This window comes from Nonomuraea sp. MG754425 (assembly GCF_021699195.1).
Taxonomy (GTDB): domain Bacteria; phylum Actinomycetota; class Actinomycetes; order Streptosporangiales; family Streptosporangiaceae; genus Nonomuraea.
On sequence record NZ_SSXE01000096.1, the window covers coordinates 16,607 to 35,232 of the forward strand.

At 70.3% G+C, this 18,626-nt stretch carries 17 protein-coding genes; 6 read left to right on the forward strand and 11 right to left on the reverse strand.

Annotated elements, in window-relative coordinates; translation table 11 throughout:
- Positions 1-17: 17 nt before the first annotated feature.
- On the reverse strand, positions 18-1,199 hold the full coding sequence (locus FAF44_RS29635; protein ID WP_237106590.1) for an ROK family transcriptional regulator: 1,182 nt from the start codon (positions 1,197-1,199) through the stop codon (positions 18-20).
- A gap of 171 nt (positions 1,200-1,370) precedes the next feature.
- Between FAF44_RS29635 and FAF44_RS29640 the strand changes: the two genes are divergently transcribed.
- Both FAF44_RS29640 and FAF44_RS29645 read left to right on the forward strand, forming a co-directional pair.
- Positions 1,371-1,820: an Rrf2 family transcriptional regulator gene (locus tag FAF44_RS29640; protein WP_237106591.1), complete on the forward strand. Its 450-nt coding sequence runs from the start codon at positions 1,371-1,373 to the stop codon at positions 1,818-1,820.
- Between the two features lie 133 nt (positions 1,821-1,953).
- Positions 1,954-2,733, forward strand: coding sequence for a DNA-formamidopyrimidine glycosylase family protein (locus tag FAF44_RS29645; protein WP_237106592.1), 780 nt, complete (start codon positions 1,954-1,956; stop codon positions 2,731-2,733).
- Here the strand turns inward: FAF44_RS29645 and FAF44_RS29650 are convergent.
- The 6 genes from FAF44_RS29650 to FAF44_RS29675 all read right to left on the reverse strand — a co-directional run bounded on the left by FAF44_RS29650 (position 2,730) and on the right by FAF44_RS29675 (position 9,280).
- Positions 2,730-3,086 carry a helix-turn-helix domain-containing protein gene (locus FAF44_RS29650; protein ID WP_237106607.1) on the reverse strand — a complete coding sequence of 119 codons (357 nt, stop codon included), beginning with the start codon at positions 3,084-3,086 and terminating at the stop codon, positions 2,730-2,732. The genes FAF44_RS29645 and FAF44_RS29650 overlap by 4 nt on opposite strands.
- A 286-nt stretch (positions 3,087-3,372) precedes the next feature.
- The gene (locus FAF44_RS29655) at positions 3,373-3,873 is read right to left on the reverse strand and encodes a CinA family protein (protein WP_237106593.1); all 501 of its coding nucleotides are present in this window, start codon (positions 3,871-3,873) and stop codon (positions 3,373-3,375) included.
- 4 nt (positions 3,874-3,877) lie between these two features.
- Positions 3,878-4,450 carry a CDP-diacylglycerol--glycerol-3-phosphate 3-phosphatidyltransferase gene (gene pgsA, locus FAF44_RS29660; protein WP_237106594.1) on the reverse strand — a complete coding sequence of 191 codons (573 nt, stop codon included), beginning with the start codon at positions 4,448-4,450 and terminating at the stop codon, positions 3,878-3,880.
- Positions 4,447-5,859 carry a 30S ribosomal protein S12 methylthiotransferase RimO gene (gene rimO / locus FAF44_RS29665; RefSeq protein ID WP_237106595.1) on the reverse strand — a complete coding sequence of 471 codons (1,413 nt, stop codon included), beginning with the start codon at positions 5,857-5,859 and terminating at the stop codon, positions 4,447-4,449. The genes pgsA and rimO overlap by 4 nt, the downstream gene beginning before the upstream one ends.
- A 59-nt stretch (positions 5,860-5,918) precedes the next feature.
- Positions 5,919-6,683, reverse strand: coding sequence for a helix-turn-helix domain-containing protein (locus FAF44_RS29670; protein WP_237106596.1), 765 nt, complete (start codon positions 6,681-6,683; stop codon positions 5,919-5,921).
- Between the two features lie 83 nt (positions 6,684-6,766).
- Positions 6,767-9,280, reverse strand: a complete 2,514-nt coding sequence (locus tag FAF44_RS29675; RefSeq protein WP_237106597.1) for a DNA translocase FtsK — start codon at positions 9,278-9,280, stop codon at positions 6,767-6,769.
- A gap of 164 nt (positions 9,281-9,444) precedes the next feature.
- Here FAF44_RS29675 and FAF44_RS29680 point away from each other — a divergent pair, with 164 nt between their 5' ends.
- Complete coding sequence (locus FAF44_RS29680; RefSeq protein ID WP_237106598.1) at positions 9,445-10,104, forward strand: tyrosine-protein phosphatase; 660 nt, start codon at positions 9,445-9,447, stop codon at positions 10,102-10,104.
- A gap of 25 nt (positions 10,105-10,129) precedes the next feature.
- Here the strand turns inward: FAF44_RS29680 and FAF44_RS29685 are convergent, their stop codons facing one another.
- On the reverse strand, positions 10,130-10,762 hold the full coding sequence (locus tag FAF44_RS29685; RefSeq protein WP_237106599.1) for a two-component system response regulator: 633 nt from the start codon (positions 10,760-10,762) through the stop codon (positions 10,130-10,132).
- 196 nt (positions 10,763-10,958) lie between these two features.
- On the opposite strand from FAF44_RS29685, the gene FAF44_RS29690 reads away from it, so the two are divergent.
- Entirely contained in the window at positions 10,959-13,421 is a 2,463-nt protein-coding gene (locus FAF44_RS29690; protein ID WP_237106600.1) for a SpoIIE family protein phosphatase, read from the forward strand.
- Here the strand turns inward: FAF44_RS29690 and FAF44_RS29695 are convergent.
- From FAF44_RS29695 to FAF44_RS29705, 3 genes are all read right to left on the reverse strand, one after another.
- On the reverse strand, positions 13,406-14,344 hold the full coding sequence (locus FAF44_RS29695) for an aldose epimerase family protein (protein WP_237106601.1): 939 nt from the start codon (positions 14,342-14,344) through the stop codon (positions 13,406-13,408). The two genes, FAF44_RS29690 and FAF44_RS29695, sit on opposite strands and share 16 nt — an antisense overlap.
- Positions 14,341-15,303, reverse strand: coding sequence for a LacI family DNA-binding transcriptional regulator (locus FAF44_RS29700; protein WP_237106602.1), 963 nt, complete (start codon positions 15,301-15,303; stop codon positions 14,341-14,343). The genes FAF44_RS29695 and FAF44_RS29700 overlap by 4 nt, the downstream gene beginning before the upstream one ends.
- 144 nt (positions 15,304-15,447) lie before the next feature.
- On the reverse strand, positions 15,448-16,251 hold the full coding sequence (locus tag FAF44_RS29705; protein ID WP_237106603.1) for an NAD(P)-dependent oxidoreductase: 804 nt from the start codon (positions 16,249-16,251) through the stop codon (positions 15,448-15,450).
- 165 nt (positions 16,252-16,416) lie between these two features.
- On the opposite strand from FAF44_RS29705, the gene FAF44_RS29710 reads away from it, so the two are divergent.
- Entirely contained in the window at positions 16,417-17,697 is a 1,281-nt protein-coding gene (locus FAF44_RS29710; protein ID WP_272895193.1) for a sugar ABC transporter substrate-binding protein, read from the forward strand.
- Positions 17,694-18,623 carry a carbohydrate ABC transporter permease gene (locus tag FAF44_RS29715; protein WP_237106605.1) on the forward strand — a complete coding sequence of 310 codons (930 nt, stop codon included), beginning with the start codon at positions 17,694-17,696 and terminating at the stop codon, positions 18,621-18,623. The genes FAF44_RS29710 and FAF44_RS29715 overlap by 4 nt, the downstream gene beginning before the upstream one ends.
- The last annotated feature ends 3 nt before the right edge of the window (positions 18,624-18,626 follow it).

Genomic DNA, 18,626 nt, shown 5'->3' on the forward strand with positions numbered 1-18,626 from the left:
CCCGGAGCAGCCGGGGATCAGGGGGTCAGCAGTTCCTCCCGGGCCTGGTCCAGCGCGGCCAGCACGGCCCCCCGCAACACCGGGTTCCCGTCGGTCACGGTGGTGGTGACGACCTGGGGCCGCACCGGGCAGATCCGGGCCACCGCCTCCTCCACCCGGGAGGCCAGCGCCGCCCCACCGGCGTAGCCCACCTCACCGGCCAGCACCACCAGCCCGGGGTCGAGGATCACGCACACCGCCGCCACCCCCAGGGCCAGCCGCTGCGCGATCTCGTCCAGCAGCGGCTCGCCCTCGGCCCCGGCCGCCACCGCGACCTTGACGCACTCGGTCGCGCTCCCGGCGGCGAAGCCGTAGCCCTTCGCCAGTTCGGTCACCGCCTCGGCGCTGACCAGCGACTGCAGCCCGCCGGCCAGCGACGGCAGCCGCCCCGGCAGCGTACGGATGTCCTCGGGCAGCGGCACGCCGGGCACCGGCAGGTAGCCGATCTCCCCCGCGCTGCCCGAGCGGCCACGGTGCAGCTTGCCGCCGAGCGTGATGGCCAGGCCCAGACCCCGGCTGGCCCACAGCAGCACGAAGTCGTCGATGCCCTGGGCCGCGCCGTCCACCCGTTCGGCGATGGCGGCGAGGTTGACGTCGTTCTCGATCGTCACCCGCCGCCGCAGGTCGCCCGCCAGCGCCTCGTGTACGCCCTCGTGCCAGCCCGGCAGGTCGAAGGAGAAGCGGATGTCGCCGCTGCGCGGATCGACCACGCCGGGCGTGCCGATCACCACGCCGCGCAGCTTGGAGATGCTCACCTTGGCGCTGCGGCACGCCTTGACGATCGCCCCGTGCACCACCGAGACGGGATCGTCGTGGCCGTGCGGATCGACCGTGATCTCGGCGATGGTGTTGCCGTGGATGTCGGCGACGGCCGTGGAGATGAGCTCGGGCCCGACCTCCAGGCCGGCGACGTAGGCGCTGGAGGCGATCACCGAGTAGAGCGCCGCGTTGGGACCGCGCCCGCCCGCCTGGGCGCCGACCACCTCGACCAGCCCGCGTTCCTCCAGCCTGGCCAGCGTCTGCGAAGCCGTGACCTTGGACAGACCGGTCAGGTTGCCGATCTGCCCGCGCGTCATGGGGCCGGTCGCCAGCAACAGCTCCAGGGCGGCCCGATCATTGATCTCCCTGAGCAATCTGGGCACACCAGGGCGTCGCTCCACGCTGAATCCCACCGTCAAATCGAAAAGGTTGTTGGAAGTTTAGCGCTCACTCTCCCGGCTGGTGTGAACGCCGGTTTCGACCCCCATGGCGCGCCCGCCGGAATCGGATCTCGTGCCCGTTCTGAGGACCTTGCGCCTAACCAGTCTTGACCAGGAGGGATAATCGAGAACATGCGCCTATCCGCTCGTGTCGACTACGCCCTCCGTGCCGCCGCTGAACTGGCCGCGGCCGGCACAGGCCCGACTACCGTGGGCGAGCTCGCCAAGGAGCAGGACATGCCGCCCAAATACCTCGAGAACATCCTGCTGCAGATGCGCCGCGCCGGGCTCGTCCGTGGGCAGCGGGGCCCCGAGGGCGGCTACGTGCTGGCCAGGCCCGCCGCCGACATCTCGCTGGCCGACGTGATCCGGGCCGTCGACGGCCCGCTGGCCAACGTGCGCGGCGAGCGGCCCGAGCACGTCGGCTACCGGGGGCCGGCCGAGTCGCTGCAGCAGGTGTGGATCGCGTTGCGGGCCACCGAACGCTCGATCCTGGAGGAGGTCACGCTGGAGCAGGTCGCCGCCGGGTCGCTGCCCGAGCGCATCCGCCAGCTCGCCTCCGACCCCGCCGCCTGGGACTGACGCCCCGGCCGGCGCGAGCCCCAGCCACCCGCTCACCGGCGCGCCGAACGCGAGCCCCCAGCCACCCCCATCTCCGGCGCCCGCTTCAACGGGCACCTCAGCCGCGCCGGAAAACCCCTCGTAAACTGGGGAAATGCCCGAAGGAGACGCCGTCTACCGGACGGCCGCGCGACTGCGGGGCGCGCTCGACGGTCGTGCCCTGACCCGGTCCGACTTCCGGGTGCCCAGGCACGCGACGGCCGATCTGCGCGGCCGGACGGTGCTCGGCACGCAGTCGCGCGGCAAGCACCTGCTCACCCGGATCGAGGGCGACCTCACCGTCCACACCCATCTGCGGATGGACGGGAGCTGGCAGATCTCGGAGACCGGCCGCCGGATCCCGCCCGGCGACCAGGTCAGGCTGGTGCTGGCCAACGCGCGCTGGCAGGCGGTGGGCGTGAAGCTCGGGATGGTCGATCTCGTCGGGACGGCCGACGAGGCGCGCCTGGTGGGCCACCTGGGGCCGGACCTGCTCGGCGCGGACTGGGACCCGGACGAGGCCGTGCGAAGACTACGAGGGTCGCCCGGCAGGACCATCGGGGAGGCGCTGCTCGATCAGCGCAACCTGGCGGGGATCGGCACGATCTATCGCGCCGAGACCCTTTTCCTGCGCGGACTCTGGCCGTGGAAGAAGGTCGGGGAGATCGAGGATCTCTACGGGCTCGTGTCACTGGCCCAGCGGCTGCTGGACGCCAACAAGGCGCATGCGGGCACGGTGACCACAGGTGATCGCCGCCCAGGGAATCAGACCTGGGTCTACGGCAGGGCAGGGAGGCCCTGTCGCCGATGCGGCACCCGCATCAGCCGAGGGGAGATGGGGGCGCGGCCACAGGAACGACTGATCCTGTGGTGTGCCGGCTGCCAGCCGCGTTAGGCAGCCACCATGTCCTTGACTTCGGGGAACACGGAGTCGGAGATCCCTCCGGGAACCGTCTCGGAAAGAGGCAGCCGCTCGTGCTCGGACATGTCCGCAAGCACAGGGGTCGCCTGCAGCTCTGCCAGCGCGAACTGATCGGACACCTCACGCAACACCTGCGAAAGCGGCACCCCGAGTGCGCCGCAGATCGACGCGAGCAGCTCGGACGAGGCCTCCTTCTGACCGCGCTCCACCTCGGACAAGTAGCCGAGCGAAACCCGGGCGAGCGTGGACACCTCGCGCAGCGTGCGCCCTTGCCGCACCCGCAACCGCCTCAGCACATCGCCGAGCAGCTGACGCAGCAGAATCATCTGTCGCTCCCTCCCCGGCGCGGATGTCTTCACCACGCCTCGCGCGATCGGATCGTGCCGCACATTGTTGTTCTTGGCTTCGTACATACTCCTCGCCGTCATCACTGGGCGTCGCCGCCGCTGGACCGCCGCTCGTGCCTCGTTGCGCGACTCATCAGGCCCGCCTGCCGGGCGCTCGGTGCTTGCAGTTGGCTCACGGACCTCACTCACAGCTCCACCGTACCCGTATCCACCGACACCGCGTCAGACCGCGCATCGCATGTTCGCTCGCGACGTAACACGGTAATCACCCGGAATGTTCCCCTATGTTCGCCTTCAGCACACCTGACAGTAGATCGACTGCCTCGTCCACCGTCTCTACCCTGATACGTTCGCGCGACCCGTCAAGTCTCAACTCCCGAGACCAAATCTGCCCGCCAGGCCCGGAAACCGCCACGTGCACGGTGCCCACCGGCTTGCCGTCCTGCGGCTCCGGCCCCGCCACCCCGGTCACGGCCAGCCCGTACGTGGCCCCGCACAGCCGGGCCACCCCCGCCGCCATCCCGGCCGCCACCTCGGCGTGCACGGCGCCCTCACGCTCCAGCAACTCCCGCGGCACCCCCAGCAGGTCCCGCTTGAGATCGGTGGCGTAGGAGATCACCCCGCCCCGGAACGCCCTGGACGACCCGGACACCGAAGTGAACGCGGCCCCGATGAGCCCGCCGGTGATCGACTCGGCCACGGCCACCGTCGCCCCCTGGCCCACCAGCATCGTCAGCACGCCCGCCACGTCGGCCATGTCGGCCATCCGCTCACTCCCCCCGCGCCTGCCTGGCGACCTGACGCAGCTTGACAGCCCGCAAAAGGTAGTCGGCGCCGGTGCCCACGGTGACCACGACCGTCACGCCCATCACCAGCCACCGGACGGGGTCGGGCACGAAGGGCAGCAGGTAGAGGACGATGGCGGTGATCTGCAGCGCGGTCTTGACCTTGCCGCCGTAGCTGGCCGGGATGACCGCGTGCCGCAGCAGCGCCAGCCTGAGCACCGTGATGCCCAGCTCCCTGCCGAGGATCACGATCGTGACCCACCAGGGAAGCTGGCCGAGGACCGACAGGGACACGAGCGCCGCGCCGGTCAGCGCCTTGTCGGCGATCGGGTCGGCGATCTTGCCGAAGTCGGTGATGAGGCCGTAGCGCCTGGCCAGTTCCCCGTCGAGGTGGTCGGTGATCGAGGCCACCGCGAAGACCCCGAGCGCGGCCACCCGCCAGCCCGTGCCCGGCAGGAAGAGGCAGAAGACGAAGAAGGGGACGAGCACCAACCGGAGGACCGTGAGGACGTTGGCGATGTTCCACGGGCTTACCACGCGGCGCTCGTCCCTTGTCATGGACCGCCGGCCTTGATGCGCGCGATCAGGTCAACCCCCTCGGCGTCGACCACGTGCGCGCGGACGATCTGGCCCTTGACCAGGCCGATGCCCTGCACGGTGACCGAGCCGTCCACCTCGGGCCCCTGGTGCGCCGCACGGCCCTCGTAACCGCCGTCGCCCAGGTCGTCGTCGATCAGGACGTCGACCTCGGTGCCGATGCGCTCCTCCGCGCGCTGGGCGGTCAGCTCCTCGGCCAGTTCATTGAGCACCCGCACGCGCTCGTCGACGACCTCCTGAGCCAGCTTGCCGGGCAGCCCGGCGGCCTCGGTGCCGTCTTCGTCGGAGTAGCCGAACACGCCGACCACGTCGAGCCTGGCCTCCTCCAGGAACCCGACCAGGTCGGCGAACTCCTCCTCCGTCTCGCCGGGGAAGCCCACGATGAAGTTGGAGCGCACGCCCGCCTCGGGGGCACGCTCGCGGACGGTCCGCAGCAGCCCGAGGAAGCGCTCGGGGTCGCCGAAGCGGCGCATCCGGCGCAGCACCGTGCCGCTGGCGTGCTGGAAGGACAGGTCGAAGTAGGGTGCGACGCCCTCGGTGCCGGTGATCACGTCGATCAGGCCGGGACGCAGCTCGGCGGGCTGCAGGTAGCTGACGCGCACCCGCTCGATGCCCTCGATGGCCGCCAGTTGCGGCAGCAGCTTCTCCAGCGCCCTGAGATCGCCCAGATCCTTGCCGTAGGACGTGGAGTTCTCGCTCACCAGGACGAGCTCGCGCACGCCCCGGTGGGCCAGCCAGTCGGCCTCGGCGAGCAGTTCGTCGGGCCGGCGGGAGACGTAGGAGCCGCGGAAGGCCGGGATGGCGCAGAACGTGCAGCGCCGGTCGCAGCCGGAGGCCAGCTTGAGCGAGGCCACCGGGCTCTCGTCGAGCCGTTTGCGCAGCACCCGCGGCCCGCTGGCGGGCGCCAGGCCCGCCGGCAGGTCGCCGTGGCCCGGAATGCTGGCCTTGGGGGCGCTGGCACGATCCACCGGCGAGATGGGTAGCAGGGTACGGCGGTCGCGTGGCGTGTGCGGCTTGAGCGGCCGCTCCGCCAGCACGTCGTCGAGGCGCTCACCGATCTCGGTGTAGTCGTCGAAGGAGATGACCGCGCTGGCCTCCGGCAGAGCTTCGGCGAGCTCGTTGCCGTAGCGCTCGGCCATGCAGCCCGCCACCACCACCTTCGCGCCGGAGTCTGCGGCGGCCAGGAGCGTGTCGATGGAGTCTTTCTTGGCCGAGTCAATGAAGCCACACGTGTTGACGACGACGACATCGGGGTCGTCGTCGCCGAGCTGCCAGCCGGCAGCCTCGAGTCGCGCGGCCAGCTCCTCGGAGTCGACCTCGTTACGTGCGCAGCCCAGAGTGATCAGCGATGCGGTTCGGCGGGATGACATGGTGAACCCTACGGTATCGGGAGTTGGCCACCACCCGATGCACGGGTTCCCTCACGTGGTCACCGTGACTGCGGTTTGGGCGGCCCGAACGAGCGCCGCACGATGCCGGCGCTCTCGTCCAGTCCCTTCACCTTCTTGCCGTTGACGTGCACCGTCACCGCCGCGGCGTCGGCCAGCAACATGTTGACCTTGTCCGGCGCACGCCACGTGGACGTCCGGCCGGCCTTGAACGTCCCGGCGAAGAGCTTGTGCCCGTCGGCGTCGTGCAGGCTCACGTACGACGACCGCTTGGCCTTGATACGCACCGTGACCGTGTTCTTGGCGTCGGCCTTGGCCGGCTTCGCGCCGGGCGACTCGGTGATGGGCGTGTTCGGCGGGACGCTGGGCCGCGCCGAGGCCACCCGCACGTCCCCCGCCGTGCGCACCTGGTCGCCGGACCCGCCGACGACTCGCATCATGCCGAAGACCACCACGATCGCCAGCGCCACACCGAGCGCCATCGTCCAGTTGGGCCCCCGGCGCTCCGGCAGGTTGATCTTGCGGTCGGCCTGGAAGACGGCCGAGGCCGGCATGGGCTGCGGGGCCCCGCCGTGTTGCTGGTCGTAGAGATGGACGGTGGCCTCCGGATCGAGACCCACCGCCTTGGCCACGGCTCTGACGTGCCCGCGCGCGTAGAACGCGCCGCCGCACTGGCCGTAGTCGTCCTGTTCGAGGCCATGGATCATCGCCTCGCGAATCCTCGTGGCCGCGCTCACCTGCGCGACCGTCAGCCCGGCCGCCTGTCTGGCCGCCCGCAGCATGGCCCCGATGCTCTGCTCTTGCACAGCGAATCGCCCCCCACCACACCGGCTACTCTTCGTGGTGGTTCACATTCAATCAGTTATCATCTTGCAAGCATGCATTGGGGTCATTCGCCACGCAGGTCGGCCAGCAAACCAGGCAGATCGTCGGGCTTGACGAGCACCTCGCGGGCCTTGGAGCCCTCGCTCGGGCCCACCACGTCGCGGCTCTCCAGCAGGTCCATCAACCGTCCCGCCTTGGCGAACCCGACCCGCAGCTTGCGCTGCAACATCGAGGTCGAGCCGAACTGCGTGGTCACGATCAGCTCGGCCGCCTGGATCAGCAGGTCGAGGTCGTCGCCGATGTCCTCGTCGATCTCCCGCTTGACCGGCGCCGCCGAGACGTCCTCGCGGTACTCGACCTGCATCTGCTCCTTGCAGTGCAGGACGATCTCGGCGATCTCCTTCTCCGAGACGAACGCGTTCTGGATCCGGATCGGCTTGCTCGCCCCCATGGGCAGGAACAACGCGTCACCCTGCCCGACCAGCTTGTCGGCCCCCGGCTGGTCCAGGATGACCCGCGAGTCGGTCAGCGAGGAGACGGCGAAGGCGAGCCTGGACGGCACGTTCGCCTTGATCAGGCCGGTGACCACGTCCACCGACGGCCGCTGCGTGGCGATCACCAGATGGATGCCCGCCGCACGGGCGAGCTGGGTGATCCGCACGACCGAATCCTCGACGTCACGCGGGGCCACCATCATCAGGTCGGCCAGCTCGTCCACGATCACCAGCAGGTACGGATACGGCTGGTAGACCCGCTCACTGCCCGGCGGCGGCTGCAACTTGCCCGCCCGCACCGCCTTGTTGAACTCGTCCACATGCCGGAACCCCGACGCCGCCAGGTCGTCGTAGCGCCGGTCCATCTCCCCCACGACCCATTCGAGGGCCTCGGCGGCCTTCTTCGGGCTCGTGATGATCGGAGTGATCAGGTGGGGGATGCCCTCGTACACGCTCAGCTCGACCCGCTTGGGATCCACCAGCACCATGCGCACCTCGTCGGGGGTGGCCCGCATCAGGATGCTGGTGATCAACCCGTTGACACACACCGACTTACCCGCACCCGTGGCGCCGGCGATGAGCAGGTGAGGCATCTTGGCGAGGTTCGCGACGATGGTGCGGCCCTCGACGTCCTTGCCGAGACCGACGATCATCGGATGGTGGTCGGCCTGCGCCACCTGGGAACGCAGCACGTCTCCGAGCGCGACCAGATCCTTGTCCGCGTTCGGGATCTCCACCCCGATCGCCGACTTGCCCGGAATCGGCGACAAAATCCGCACATCAGCCGACTTGACGGCATAGGCGATGTTCTTGGTGAGCGCGGTGACCTTCTCCACCTTCACCGCCGGCCCGAGCTCGATCTCGTAACGGGTCACCGTCGGACCCCGCGTGAAACCGATGACCTGCGCGTCGATGGTGAACTGCTCCAGCACGCTGGTCAGCGCGTTCACCACGGTCGTGTTGGCCTTGGTCTGCGGCTTGGGCGCGCTGCCCTGCTTGAGGTACTGCAGGTCGGGCAGGCTGTAGGGGCCCGCCTGCGGCGACAGCACGAGCTGCTCGACCTTGCGCGGCGCGGGCGTCGGCTGCGGCGGCTCAGGGCGCCTCTCAGCCTCGGCGGCGGGCGTCTCCTCCTCGTCCGTCAGCCCGGGGACGATCTCCGGCGAGTGGTCGGCCTTCTTGTCCTTCTCCGCCAGCACGGGAGAGTCGTACGGCTTGACGCCCTCGCCGCCCTCGCCGTCGCCCGTCTTCTTGGCCCTGACCCGCTTCCTGGCGGACGGCTTCGGCCCGCCCTCGGCGTCGGCCTGCCGCTCGAACAGCAGGTGCTTGAGCTCGTTCAGCCGCTCGGGGATCCGGTGCACGGGCGTGGCGGTGATCACCAGCACCCCGAACCCGGACAGGAGCAGCAGCAGCGGGATCGTCACCCAGGGCGGCAGGATGCTCATCGGGGGCGCGGACACGATGAACCCGACCATGCCGCCGGCCTGGGTGATCTTGTCCATGCCCTGGCCCTCGCCGGCCGGGTAGGGCGTGCCGTTGGCGACGTGGATGACGCCGAGCGCACCGACCATCAGCGCGGCCCAGCCGATCACCATGCGCCCGGTGTCGGCGTTCTGGTCGGGGTGGCGCAGGTAACGCCAGGCCAGCAGCCCGAACAGCAGCGGCAGCGCCCAGGCCAGCGAGCCGAACACGCCGCGCACGGCGGCGTTGACCACACCGGCCACCGCCCCGTCGGAGTCGCGCCAGGTCATGGCGGCCAGCACGATCGCGCCGGCCAGCACCGTCAGGCCCACGCCGTCGCGGCGGTGGGAGGGATCGAGCTCCCGGGCGTTCTTGCCCAGAGCTCGCGCCGCGCTGCCGATGCCGTTGGCGAACAACATCCACAGCCCGACAATCAGCCTGCCGATCATGGTGAAGACCCAGCTGATCGGATCCTGGTGGGTCATCGGGGGTTTGCGGCCGGAGGCGGTCGCCTTGGCCTTGGGCCGTCCCGCCGACGTGCCCCCGCGCTTGGCGGGGGACGAGCGAGACGAGGTCGACCGCTTCGCCGGCCCCTTCGATGCACTTTTCGGCGTACGGGTGGCCATGATGCCAAAGGTACGACGGAGACACCGGGGTACGCGCGGAGGCTCGCCGGTGTCCTGACAGGTGGACACCTGAAAGGTGACGCGACCGAAAGGTGACGCGATGTTCACCCCGCGTCCGACCGGGGGCCGAGTTCCCCTCCATCGGCCGTTCGTATATCTGACCCATGCCACTGCCGAACCTCCGGGACGTCGCGGCGGAGACCGCGCTGCGCCCCGGTGTGCTCTACCGTTCCGCGCAGCCGCACACGCTCACCCCGCAGGACGCCGAACTGGTGGCGGGGCTGCGGCTCATCGCGGACCTGCGCGGCGACGACGAGCGGGTGGCGGGCGACTGGGCGGCCGTGCTGGGCGGCGCGGTCCGGCACGCGCCCCTGGGAGCCGGCTCGACGCTCTCGCCCGCCCACCTCCGCGAGTCACCCGCCGACCTGGACCTGGGCGACATGTACGTGGCGCTCCTGCGCCACCGGGCGACCTGGTTCGCGGGGGTGATCGCGGAGATCGCCGACCACCTGCCCGCGCTCGTCCACTGCGCCGCGGGCAAGGACCGCACGGGCATCGTGGTGGCGCTCATCCTCGACCTGCTGGGCGTGGACCACGAGGCCATCGTGCGCGACTACGCGCTGACCGCCAAGGAGTTGCCCGAGGTGCTGGTCACGCTCGCGCTGCCCGCCGGCACCCCGGCCGCGCTGCTGGACGCCCCGGAGAGCGCGATCCGCACGTTGCTCGCGGCGGTGGCCGGGCACGGCGGCGCGGAACGGCTCCTGCTGGCCAACGGCCTGACCCGCGGGCACGCGGACCGGCTGCGCGCCGCCCTCCTCCCCTGACCACCCGGACGCCGCCCCCACACGCTCACCCTCCCGGACGGGCCGCCGGGACGGCCTCGAACGCGGCCCGCATGGCCCCCACCCGGTCGGCCAGGTCCTTGACCGCCTCACGCAGCCCCTCGTCACCCGCGGTGTCCTCCGACAGCCCGGCCAGCCGCGACTCGACCGCCCCCAGCCGCGCCGCGAACCCGGCCATGGCCTCGTCGTCCCGGGTGAACTGGGCGAGCCGCGCCCGCTGCTCCAACAGCACGGCGCTCTTCCTGAACAACTCCATGAACACCGACACCTTCGAGCGCAGCACCCACGGGTCGAAGGGCTTGCTGAGATAGTCGACCGCGCCCGCCGCGTAGCCGCGGAAGTCCGCACCCGGCCCGGAGCCCGGCCCAGGGTTCGGCGCTGCGCCGGTCAGGAAGATGATCGGCATGTCTCGGGCCTGGTCGAGCCGCTTGATGTGGGTGGCGGTCGCGAAACCGTCCATGCCGGGCATCAGCACGTCGAGCAGGACGACCGCGAAGTCATGCCGCGACATCAGCTTCAGCGCCTCGGGGCCCGAGCGCGCCTTCAGCAGCACCTGCTGGAGCGGGCGCAGCACGGCCTCCAGCGCGACCAGGCTCTCCTCGTTGTCGTCCACCAGCAGGATCTTGACCTGGCGGTTCATCCCTCTCCCTCCCGCTCACCCATGGCCGGCCGCCGGCAGCGGGCGGAACTCACGCCATGGAACGGTCCAGCGCGATATGGTGAGCGCGACTGCGTGACCATGGCGGCCTTCTTCACAACTGGAGGTATCAACGCCAGCAGTCTGCCACCCTGAGAGTGACCGAACTGCCACATCGAGTGATGTTCTAGGACGCAGAGTGGACACGACCCGGGTGTCGAGCACGGCCTTCGACGGCACTCCCCACGCGCCGGCGCACGCGCGCAAGTTCGTCCGCCAGGTGCTCGGCGAATGGCGCCTGAGCCATCTCGCCGAGGACGCCGTACTGCTGACCAGCGAACTCGTCACGAACGCCGTCGTGCACGCGGGCACCGGCGTCGAGCTGACCTGCCGCCTGGACGCCGACGCCAGCCCGCCGAAACTCGAGATCGAGGTCGACGACCAGCTTCCCGGCCGCACCGTCCCGACGGGCCCGCCGCCGCCCGACGACGGCGAGCCGGCCACCTCGGGCCGGGGGCTGGCGCTCGCCGGGATGCTGGCCGACGCGTGGGGCGTCACCTACACCCGGACCGCCAAACGTGTGTGGGTGCGCATGGAGCTGGGCGAGGGCTGCGACCCGCAGGAGCCCGCGCACGGCCCCTCCCTGGCCCCGGGGCCGGTCGCGCCGCCCCTGGAGACCCTGCACGTCGGCGTGGTGATCAGCGACCTCGACGGGGTGGTCGAGTCGTGGAACCCCGAGGCGGAGCGGCTGCTCGGCTGGGAGGCGGAGCAGACCGTCGGCCGGTCGCTGAAGGACCTGGTGGCCTGGCGCGGGCACGGCCCGTACGCGCTGTCGCTGACCGACACGCTCAGCCTGGGCCGCTGGCGGGGCGAGGCCCGCATGCGGCACCGCGACGGAGACCTCGTCCCCGTCTACGTCTCCCAGCTCCGCGCCCGCGGGCACGCCGGCGAGCGCAGGTCGATCTGGATGATCGTCTCCAGCGACCACCGTTACGTGCTGACGCCTCCGTCCGCGCCGCTGCGCAGGGAGGCGGGCCGGCGCATCAAGGACCTGCTCGACCGGGACATGCCGTTCGCCGACCTGCTGCGGACGATCGCGCAGATCACCCAGGTCTCCAGCGGCGGCGACGCCGCGTACGTGCTGCTCGGGGCGGAGGGCGGCAACCGGTTCGGCGTGGCCGCCGGGGTGGGCGCGACGGCGGGGCTGGTGGGCGTGCTGGCCACCGGCGTGTTCGGCGCCGACCGCGGCACGCCGACGCTGATCGACGACCTGCTCGCCGCGGACGTCGAGCTGGCCCAGCAGCTCCGGGCCAGGTCGCTGGCGTGCGCGCCGCTGCTCGTGGCGGGCGAGGTGATCGGCTATCTCGTCGTCACCGACTCCCGGCCGGGCCGCTTCGAGCAGGAGCTGACGGTCAGCCTCCAGCACATCGCCGGCCAGGTGGCGGTGAGCGTGCACCGCCAGCGGCTGGCCGAGCAGGACCGTGCGCACCGGGGGCGGCTGTCGTTCCTGGCCGAGGCGGGCGAACTACTCGCGGGCGTGCACGACGAGGAGCTGATCGCGGCGCTGACCGCGCAGCTCGTGGTGCCCAAGATCGCCACCTGGGCGGCGGTCTACCTGACCGACCTGGCCGGCATGACCAGGCTCGCCCACGTCTGGCACAGCGAGGAGAGCCACAACGCCGAGCTGCGCAAGTCGCTGCCCGCCATCCCCCGCACCGCGCTGACCGAGGTGAGCTGGCCGGTCGGCCCGGAGAACGTGCTGGCCTTCCCCCTGCTCACGCAGGGCAGGTCGCACGGCGCGCTGGTGATCGGCCGCGCCGAGCCGACGCTGCCGCTGGAGCTGGCCGACCTGCTCGCCGACCTGTGCCGCCTGGTGGCGCTCAACCTGCACACGGCCATGCTGTACGCCCGCCAGGCCACCACCTCACGGGTGCTCCAGCGCAGCCTGCTGCCCATGCGCGCGGCGCCCATGCCGGGCCTGGAGTCGGCGGTGGTCTACGAGCCGGCCGATGAGGGCGCCGACGTCGGGGGCGACTTCTACGACCTGTTCACGGTGGCCGACCACTGGTGCTTCGCGCTCGGCGACGTGTGCGGCAGCGGCCCCGAGGCGGCTGCCGTCACGGGCCTGGCCCGGCACGCCGTACGCCTGCTGGCCAAGGAGCACTACACGGTCGCCGACATCTTCGACCGGCTCAACCACGCGCTGCTGGAGGAGGGCGAGGAAGGCAGGTTCCTCAGCCTGCTGTGCGGGGAGCTGACCCCGCTGCCGCAGGGCGGCGCACTGTGCACGATCGCCTCGGCCGGCCACCCGCCGCCCCTGCTGCTGCGGCCCGACGGCGAGGTACGGCCCGTGGCCACGCCGCAACTCCTGCTCGGCATCGAGTCCGGCGCCAGGTTCTACGTGGAGTCGTTCGAACTGGCGCCGGAGGAGGTGCTGCTGTGCGTCACCGACGGCGTGACCGAGCGGCGCAACGGCGGCCGGCTGCTGGACGACGGCGACGGCCTGTCGAAACTGCTGTCCGGCTGCACCGGGCTGAGCGCCCACGCGGTGGCCGAACGGGTGCGGCACGCGGTCGAGACGTTCGCCGCCGAACCCTCGCAGGACGACATGGCCCTGCTGGTGATCAAGGCTTCGGCGGCGCTGCGTCAGATGAAGCGGTAGGTCGTCGTGGACGTGCGGCGCTCGCCCGGGCGCAGCACCGTGGACGGGAACTGCGGCTGGTTCGGGGAGTCGGGGTAGTGCTGCGTCTCCAGGCACAACCCCGCGAACGGCCCGAACGGCGTCGCGACCCCGTCCAGCATGCCGCCGGCGTAGAACTGCACGCCCGGTTCGGTGGTCGTGACCTCCATGGTGAGGTCGCCGGCCGTCACCTTGACGCCGCCGTCGCCGTCGAGGACGAAGCAGTGGTCGTAGGCGCCGTCGTACCGCTCGCCCACGGGGTGCGGCTCGGTGAAGTCGAACGGGGTGCCCTTGACCGGCGCCGCCTCGCCGGTGGGGATCTTGTCGCCGTCCACCGGCAGGTAGTGCTCGGACGCCATCTGGACGACGTGGTCGAGCACGTCGCCGCCGCCCTTGAGGTTGAAGTAGGCGTGGTTGGTCAGGTTGACCACGGTGGGCGCGTCGGTCTCGACGGCGTAGTCGATGCGCAGGGCGTCGTCGGCCAGCGTGTACGTCACCGAGGCGGTCAGCGTGCCGGGGAAGCCCTGGTCGCCGTCGGGGCTGGTGAGCGTCAGGGTGACCGACGAGCCGGTGCGCTCGGTGATCGTCCACACCCGGCTGTCGAAGCCCTCGGTGCCGCCGTGCAGGCAGTTGGGGCCGTTGTTGGCGGGCAGGGTGAACTCGACCCCGTCGAGGGTGAAGCGGGCGCCCGCGATGCGGTTGCCGTACCTGCCGACGACCGCGCCGAAGTAGCGGCTGCGGGTGCGATAGTCGTCGAGCGTGTCCAGCCCGAGCACCACGTTGACCCCCGACACCTCCAGCGTGCGGATGACGGCGCCGTAGGTGAGCACCTCGGCGCGCAGCCGTCCCGACGTCAGCTCCACCTGCTCGACCTGCTGGCCCGATGGCAGCGTTCCGAAGATCATGTCTGTGCCCTTCCCGTGGACTCTCGGACAATGAGGGCGGTGTCGAGGGTCACCGTCGCGCCCTCGCCTCCCGATTGCAGCAGCAGATCGACGGCCATCCGCCCCGCCTGCACGGCCGGCATGGCCACCGTGGTCAGCTTGGGCCGGTTGAGGCGGCCCGGCAGGATGTCGTCGAACCCGATCACACTTATCTGGTCTGGTACCCCTATCTCCATCGCCGACAGCCCTTCGACGAGGCCGAGCGCGACGAGGTCGTTGTAGGCGAGCACCGCGGTCGCGCCGCAGGCGGCCACCTCGGGGGCGACGGCCAGGCCGCCGGTCTCCGTGGGCTGGTTGGGGCCGAAGAAGACCAGGTCGAGCCCGGTGGCCTCGGCGGCCACGCCCTGCATCTCGTTGCTGGTCCACGAGCCGATCGGCCCCGACACCAGCGCGATCCTGCGGTGGCCGAGCCCGGCCAGGTGGTCGAGGGCGAGCTTGGCGCCCTGGGCGACGTTCATGAGCACCGCGGGCATGCCCTTGATACGCCGGTTGACCACCACGAACGGCACGTCCTCGGCCAGCCGCTCGATCATCTTGTTCGACAGCCGGGGGCTGCACAGCAGGACGCCGTCCACCTGCTTGGTGAGGGTCCTGATCAGCTCTTCCTCGACCCGCGGGTCCTCGTCGGTGTCGGCCACGAACACGTGGTAGTCCCGTCCCCTCGCCTGCGCCTGGGCGGCTTTGATGAGGGGCGGGAAGAACGGGTTGGAAATGTCGGCCACGATCAGGCCCATGTTGTACGTGCGCCCGGTGGTCAGCGCCCTGGCCGCCCGGTTGGGCCGGTAGCCGAGATCGTCGGCGGCGGCCAGCACGCGGCTCCTGGTGGCAGGATTGACCAGGTGCGGCGCGGAGAACGTCCGGGACACGGTGGACACGTGGACGCCGCAGGCGCGGGCCACGTCCTTGATCGTCGCCGCCATCGCCGCCTCCCTTGCAAACGGTTGCCAGACTAAACCTTGACCTTTGGGCCCTGTGCCGTCAAGGTTCTTGCAACCGGTTGCCAAGGAGTCACGCGAGACGGGCCGCCTCTCCGGGGCACTGGCCCAGCGTGGAGGCGGGGGCTGTCACCATTTGCCGCCGAGTTCGTTCAGCGTGAACACGCCGCCGGCGCGGTCGTGCAGCGGCTCCGACAGGTCGGGCTCGCCCTGCTCGGCGATGAGGGCGGCGGCGAAGGGCTCGGAGGAGTCGCGCGAGTCGAACCCGATCGCCTTGGCCTCCTCCAGCGACCACCAGCGGCGGGGGTTGTCGGAGACGCCCCACACGACGTGGTAGCCGCTCGCCGCGAGCCCCGCCTCGACCAGGCCGGTCAGGTCGTCCGCGGAGATCCACGTGGCCAGGCCGCGGGTGTCTGCCGGACCCTCGTTGCAGGTGCCCAGGCGGACAACGGTGACGTTCATCCCGAAACGGTCGTGGTAAAGGCTGCCGAGGGCCTCCATGACGACCTTGCTGACCCCGTAGAACGTGTCAGGACGCGGAAAGGCGTAGTCGGGCAGGTCCGCCCCCGACTCCGGCCGGGGGTGGAAACCGGCCGCGTGGTGGCTGCCCATCAGCACGACCTGCCCGACGCCCGCCTCACGCGCCGCCTCCAGCAGCACCTGCGTGCCGTTGATGTTGGCGTGCACGATGTCGGCCCAGGGATGCTCCCGGCTCTGGCCGCCCAGATGCAGGACGGCGTCCACGCCCTTCATCGCCTCGGCCATGGCCTGCGCGTCGGCCAGGTCGGCCGTCACCCATTCCTCACCCGGCCCGAGGTCAACGGGATCGAGCGGGTGAATATCGGAAAGCCGCAGCGTACGGCCCTCTTTCGCGAGACGCGGGCGCAGCAGCGTCCCGACCTTTCCAGCGGCCCCTGTCATGAGAATGCGCATGCATCATGATGTACACGAATCTGACTGAAATTCACATCCTTGAATATTGACCGTGAGCCATGCCACTAGTTACGTTCGCAGGCACACATCCAAGTCTTCGACTCACGTCCATGTATGTGAACAGGAGGCGGTCTGATGTCACGTCGTCTGCTGGGAGTCGCGATCATGACGACTCTGGCCGTTGGACTGACAGGCTGCGGTTCCGGGGATACATCAGGTTCGGACAACACTCTGGAGATCTGGATCAGGCAGGCGCCGGATTCCGACTCCGCCAAGACCGCCAAGAAGCTCGCTGATGCCTTTACCAAGGCCAGTGGGGTGCAAACGAAAGTCGTCGCCCTGTTCGACGACTTCGAGACCAAGCTGAACCAGCAGGCGGCACAGAAACAGCTTCCCGACATCGTCATCAACGACACCGCCCAACTCGGCAACATGCAGAGCCAGGGCTGGCTCCAGGAGATCGACAAAGCCTCGCTGACCGGCGGCGACTCGCTGGCCGAGACCGCGTGGAAGGCCGCCACGGGCAGCGACGGCAAATACTACGCCGCGCCGTTCTCCGCCCAGTCGTTCGCACTGATCGTGCGTAAGGACTGGCGCGAGAAGGTGCGGATGGAACCGCCCGCCACCTGGGAGGACCTCGCCAAGCTGGCCGTCGCCTTCACCGAGCAGGACCCCGACGGCAACGGCCAGAAGGACACCGCCGGCTTCGTCGCCCCCGCCGGCACCAAGCGCGGCTACGCCTCCTGGTACGCCTCCTCGCTCATCTACGCCAACGGCGGCGACTTCATCAAGTCCGTCGGGGGCGGCAAGTACGCCGCCGCGGTGAACGACCCCAAGACCGTCGAAGCCGTCCAGTACCTGCAGGACCAGTTCTGCAAGACCAAGACCGTCAACCCCGGCGCCGTCAGCAACGACACGACCGTCACGCACGAGGTGTTCGAGAAGGGCCAGGGCGGCATCTATCTGGTCGGCCCGTACGTGCTGGCCCGGTTCGTCAACAGCGTCGGCACCGACAAGATCGAGGTCCTGCCGGTGCCCAAGGGCCCGTCCGGCGGACCCGGCACCCTCGGCGAGGGCGAGAACGTCTACCTCATGGCCGGCTCCCAGCACAAGGACGTGCAGAAGAAGTTCGCCGAGTTCGCGATCTCCCCCGAAGGCCAGCGCATCGGCATGAACAAGGACGCGAACGGCGCCATCGTCCGCCTCCCCGTCAACACCACGGTGGACATGTCCGCCGAGCGCGCGGACCCGCGCTGGAAGGTGTTCCAGGAGTCGTACGCGAACGCCGTCTACGCCCCGCCGGTGCCGAACTGGGCGCCGATCCGCCAGACCTCCGCGGACACCATCAACGCCGTCTGGGCCAACTGCTCGGCCGACGTCAAGACGGCGATGGATGAGCTCAACACCAAGCTCACCCAGGAACTGCAGAGCCAGAAAGCGTCATGACCTCCACCCTCGCCCCGGCGTCGCGCCGGACGGCGAGCCCCGGCCACCCGCCGAAATCGGCGCGGTGGCGGGGGCCGCTGATCGCCTGGCTGTTCCTGGCGCCCGCGCTGCTGCTCTTCCTGTACTTCAAGTTCATCCCGATGTTCGTCGGGTTGTGGAAGAGCCTGTTCAAGGTCCAGACGTTCCTCGGTGACGAGTGGGTCGGCTTCCAGAACTACCAGACGATCATCTCCGACTCCGAGTTCGGCGCGGCCATCTGGCACAGCATCGTGCTGGCCCTGGGCACCACGATCGGCTCCATCGTGCTCGGCCTCGTCCTGGCCCTGCTCATCGAGGGGCCGGCCCGCTACCTGTGGTTCGTCAGGACCGCGGCCTTCCTGCCGGTCGTCACCACCATGGCGGCCGTGGCCGAGGTGTGGCGGATCATGTTCCACCCCGCCGACAGCGGGATGCTCAACATCGTGATCGGCTGGGCCGGCATCGGCCCGCAGCCCTGGCTGGGCAGCGAGGACTCCTCGTTGTGGTCGATCATGCTGATGAGCATCTGGCGCGGGACGCCGTACGACATGATGATCTTCCTGGCCGGACTGGTCGGCGTCGACCGCTCCCTCTACGAGGCCGCCGCCGTGGACGGGGCCTCCACCTGGCGCCGCCTGCGGCACATCACGCTGCCGGCGCTGCGGCCGGTGTTCTGGATCCTGTTCACCCTCGCCGCCATCCGCGGGCTGCGCGTGTTCGTCGAGGTGTACGTGCTCACCAACGGCGGGCCGAACGGGTCGTCCGAGGTGCTGATGACCTTGATCTACAAGCTCGGGTTCCAGAAGAACGAGTTGGGGGTGGCTTCGGCGGGCGGGATCGTGCTGTTCCTGGCGACGCTGGCGCTGACGGTGATCGTGCAGTTGCTGCGAAGGAGGCAGTCAACATGATCC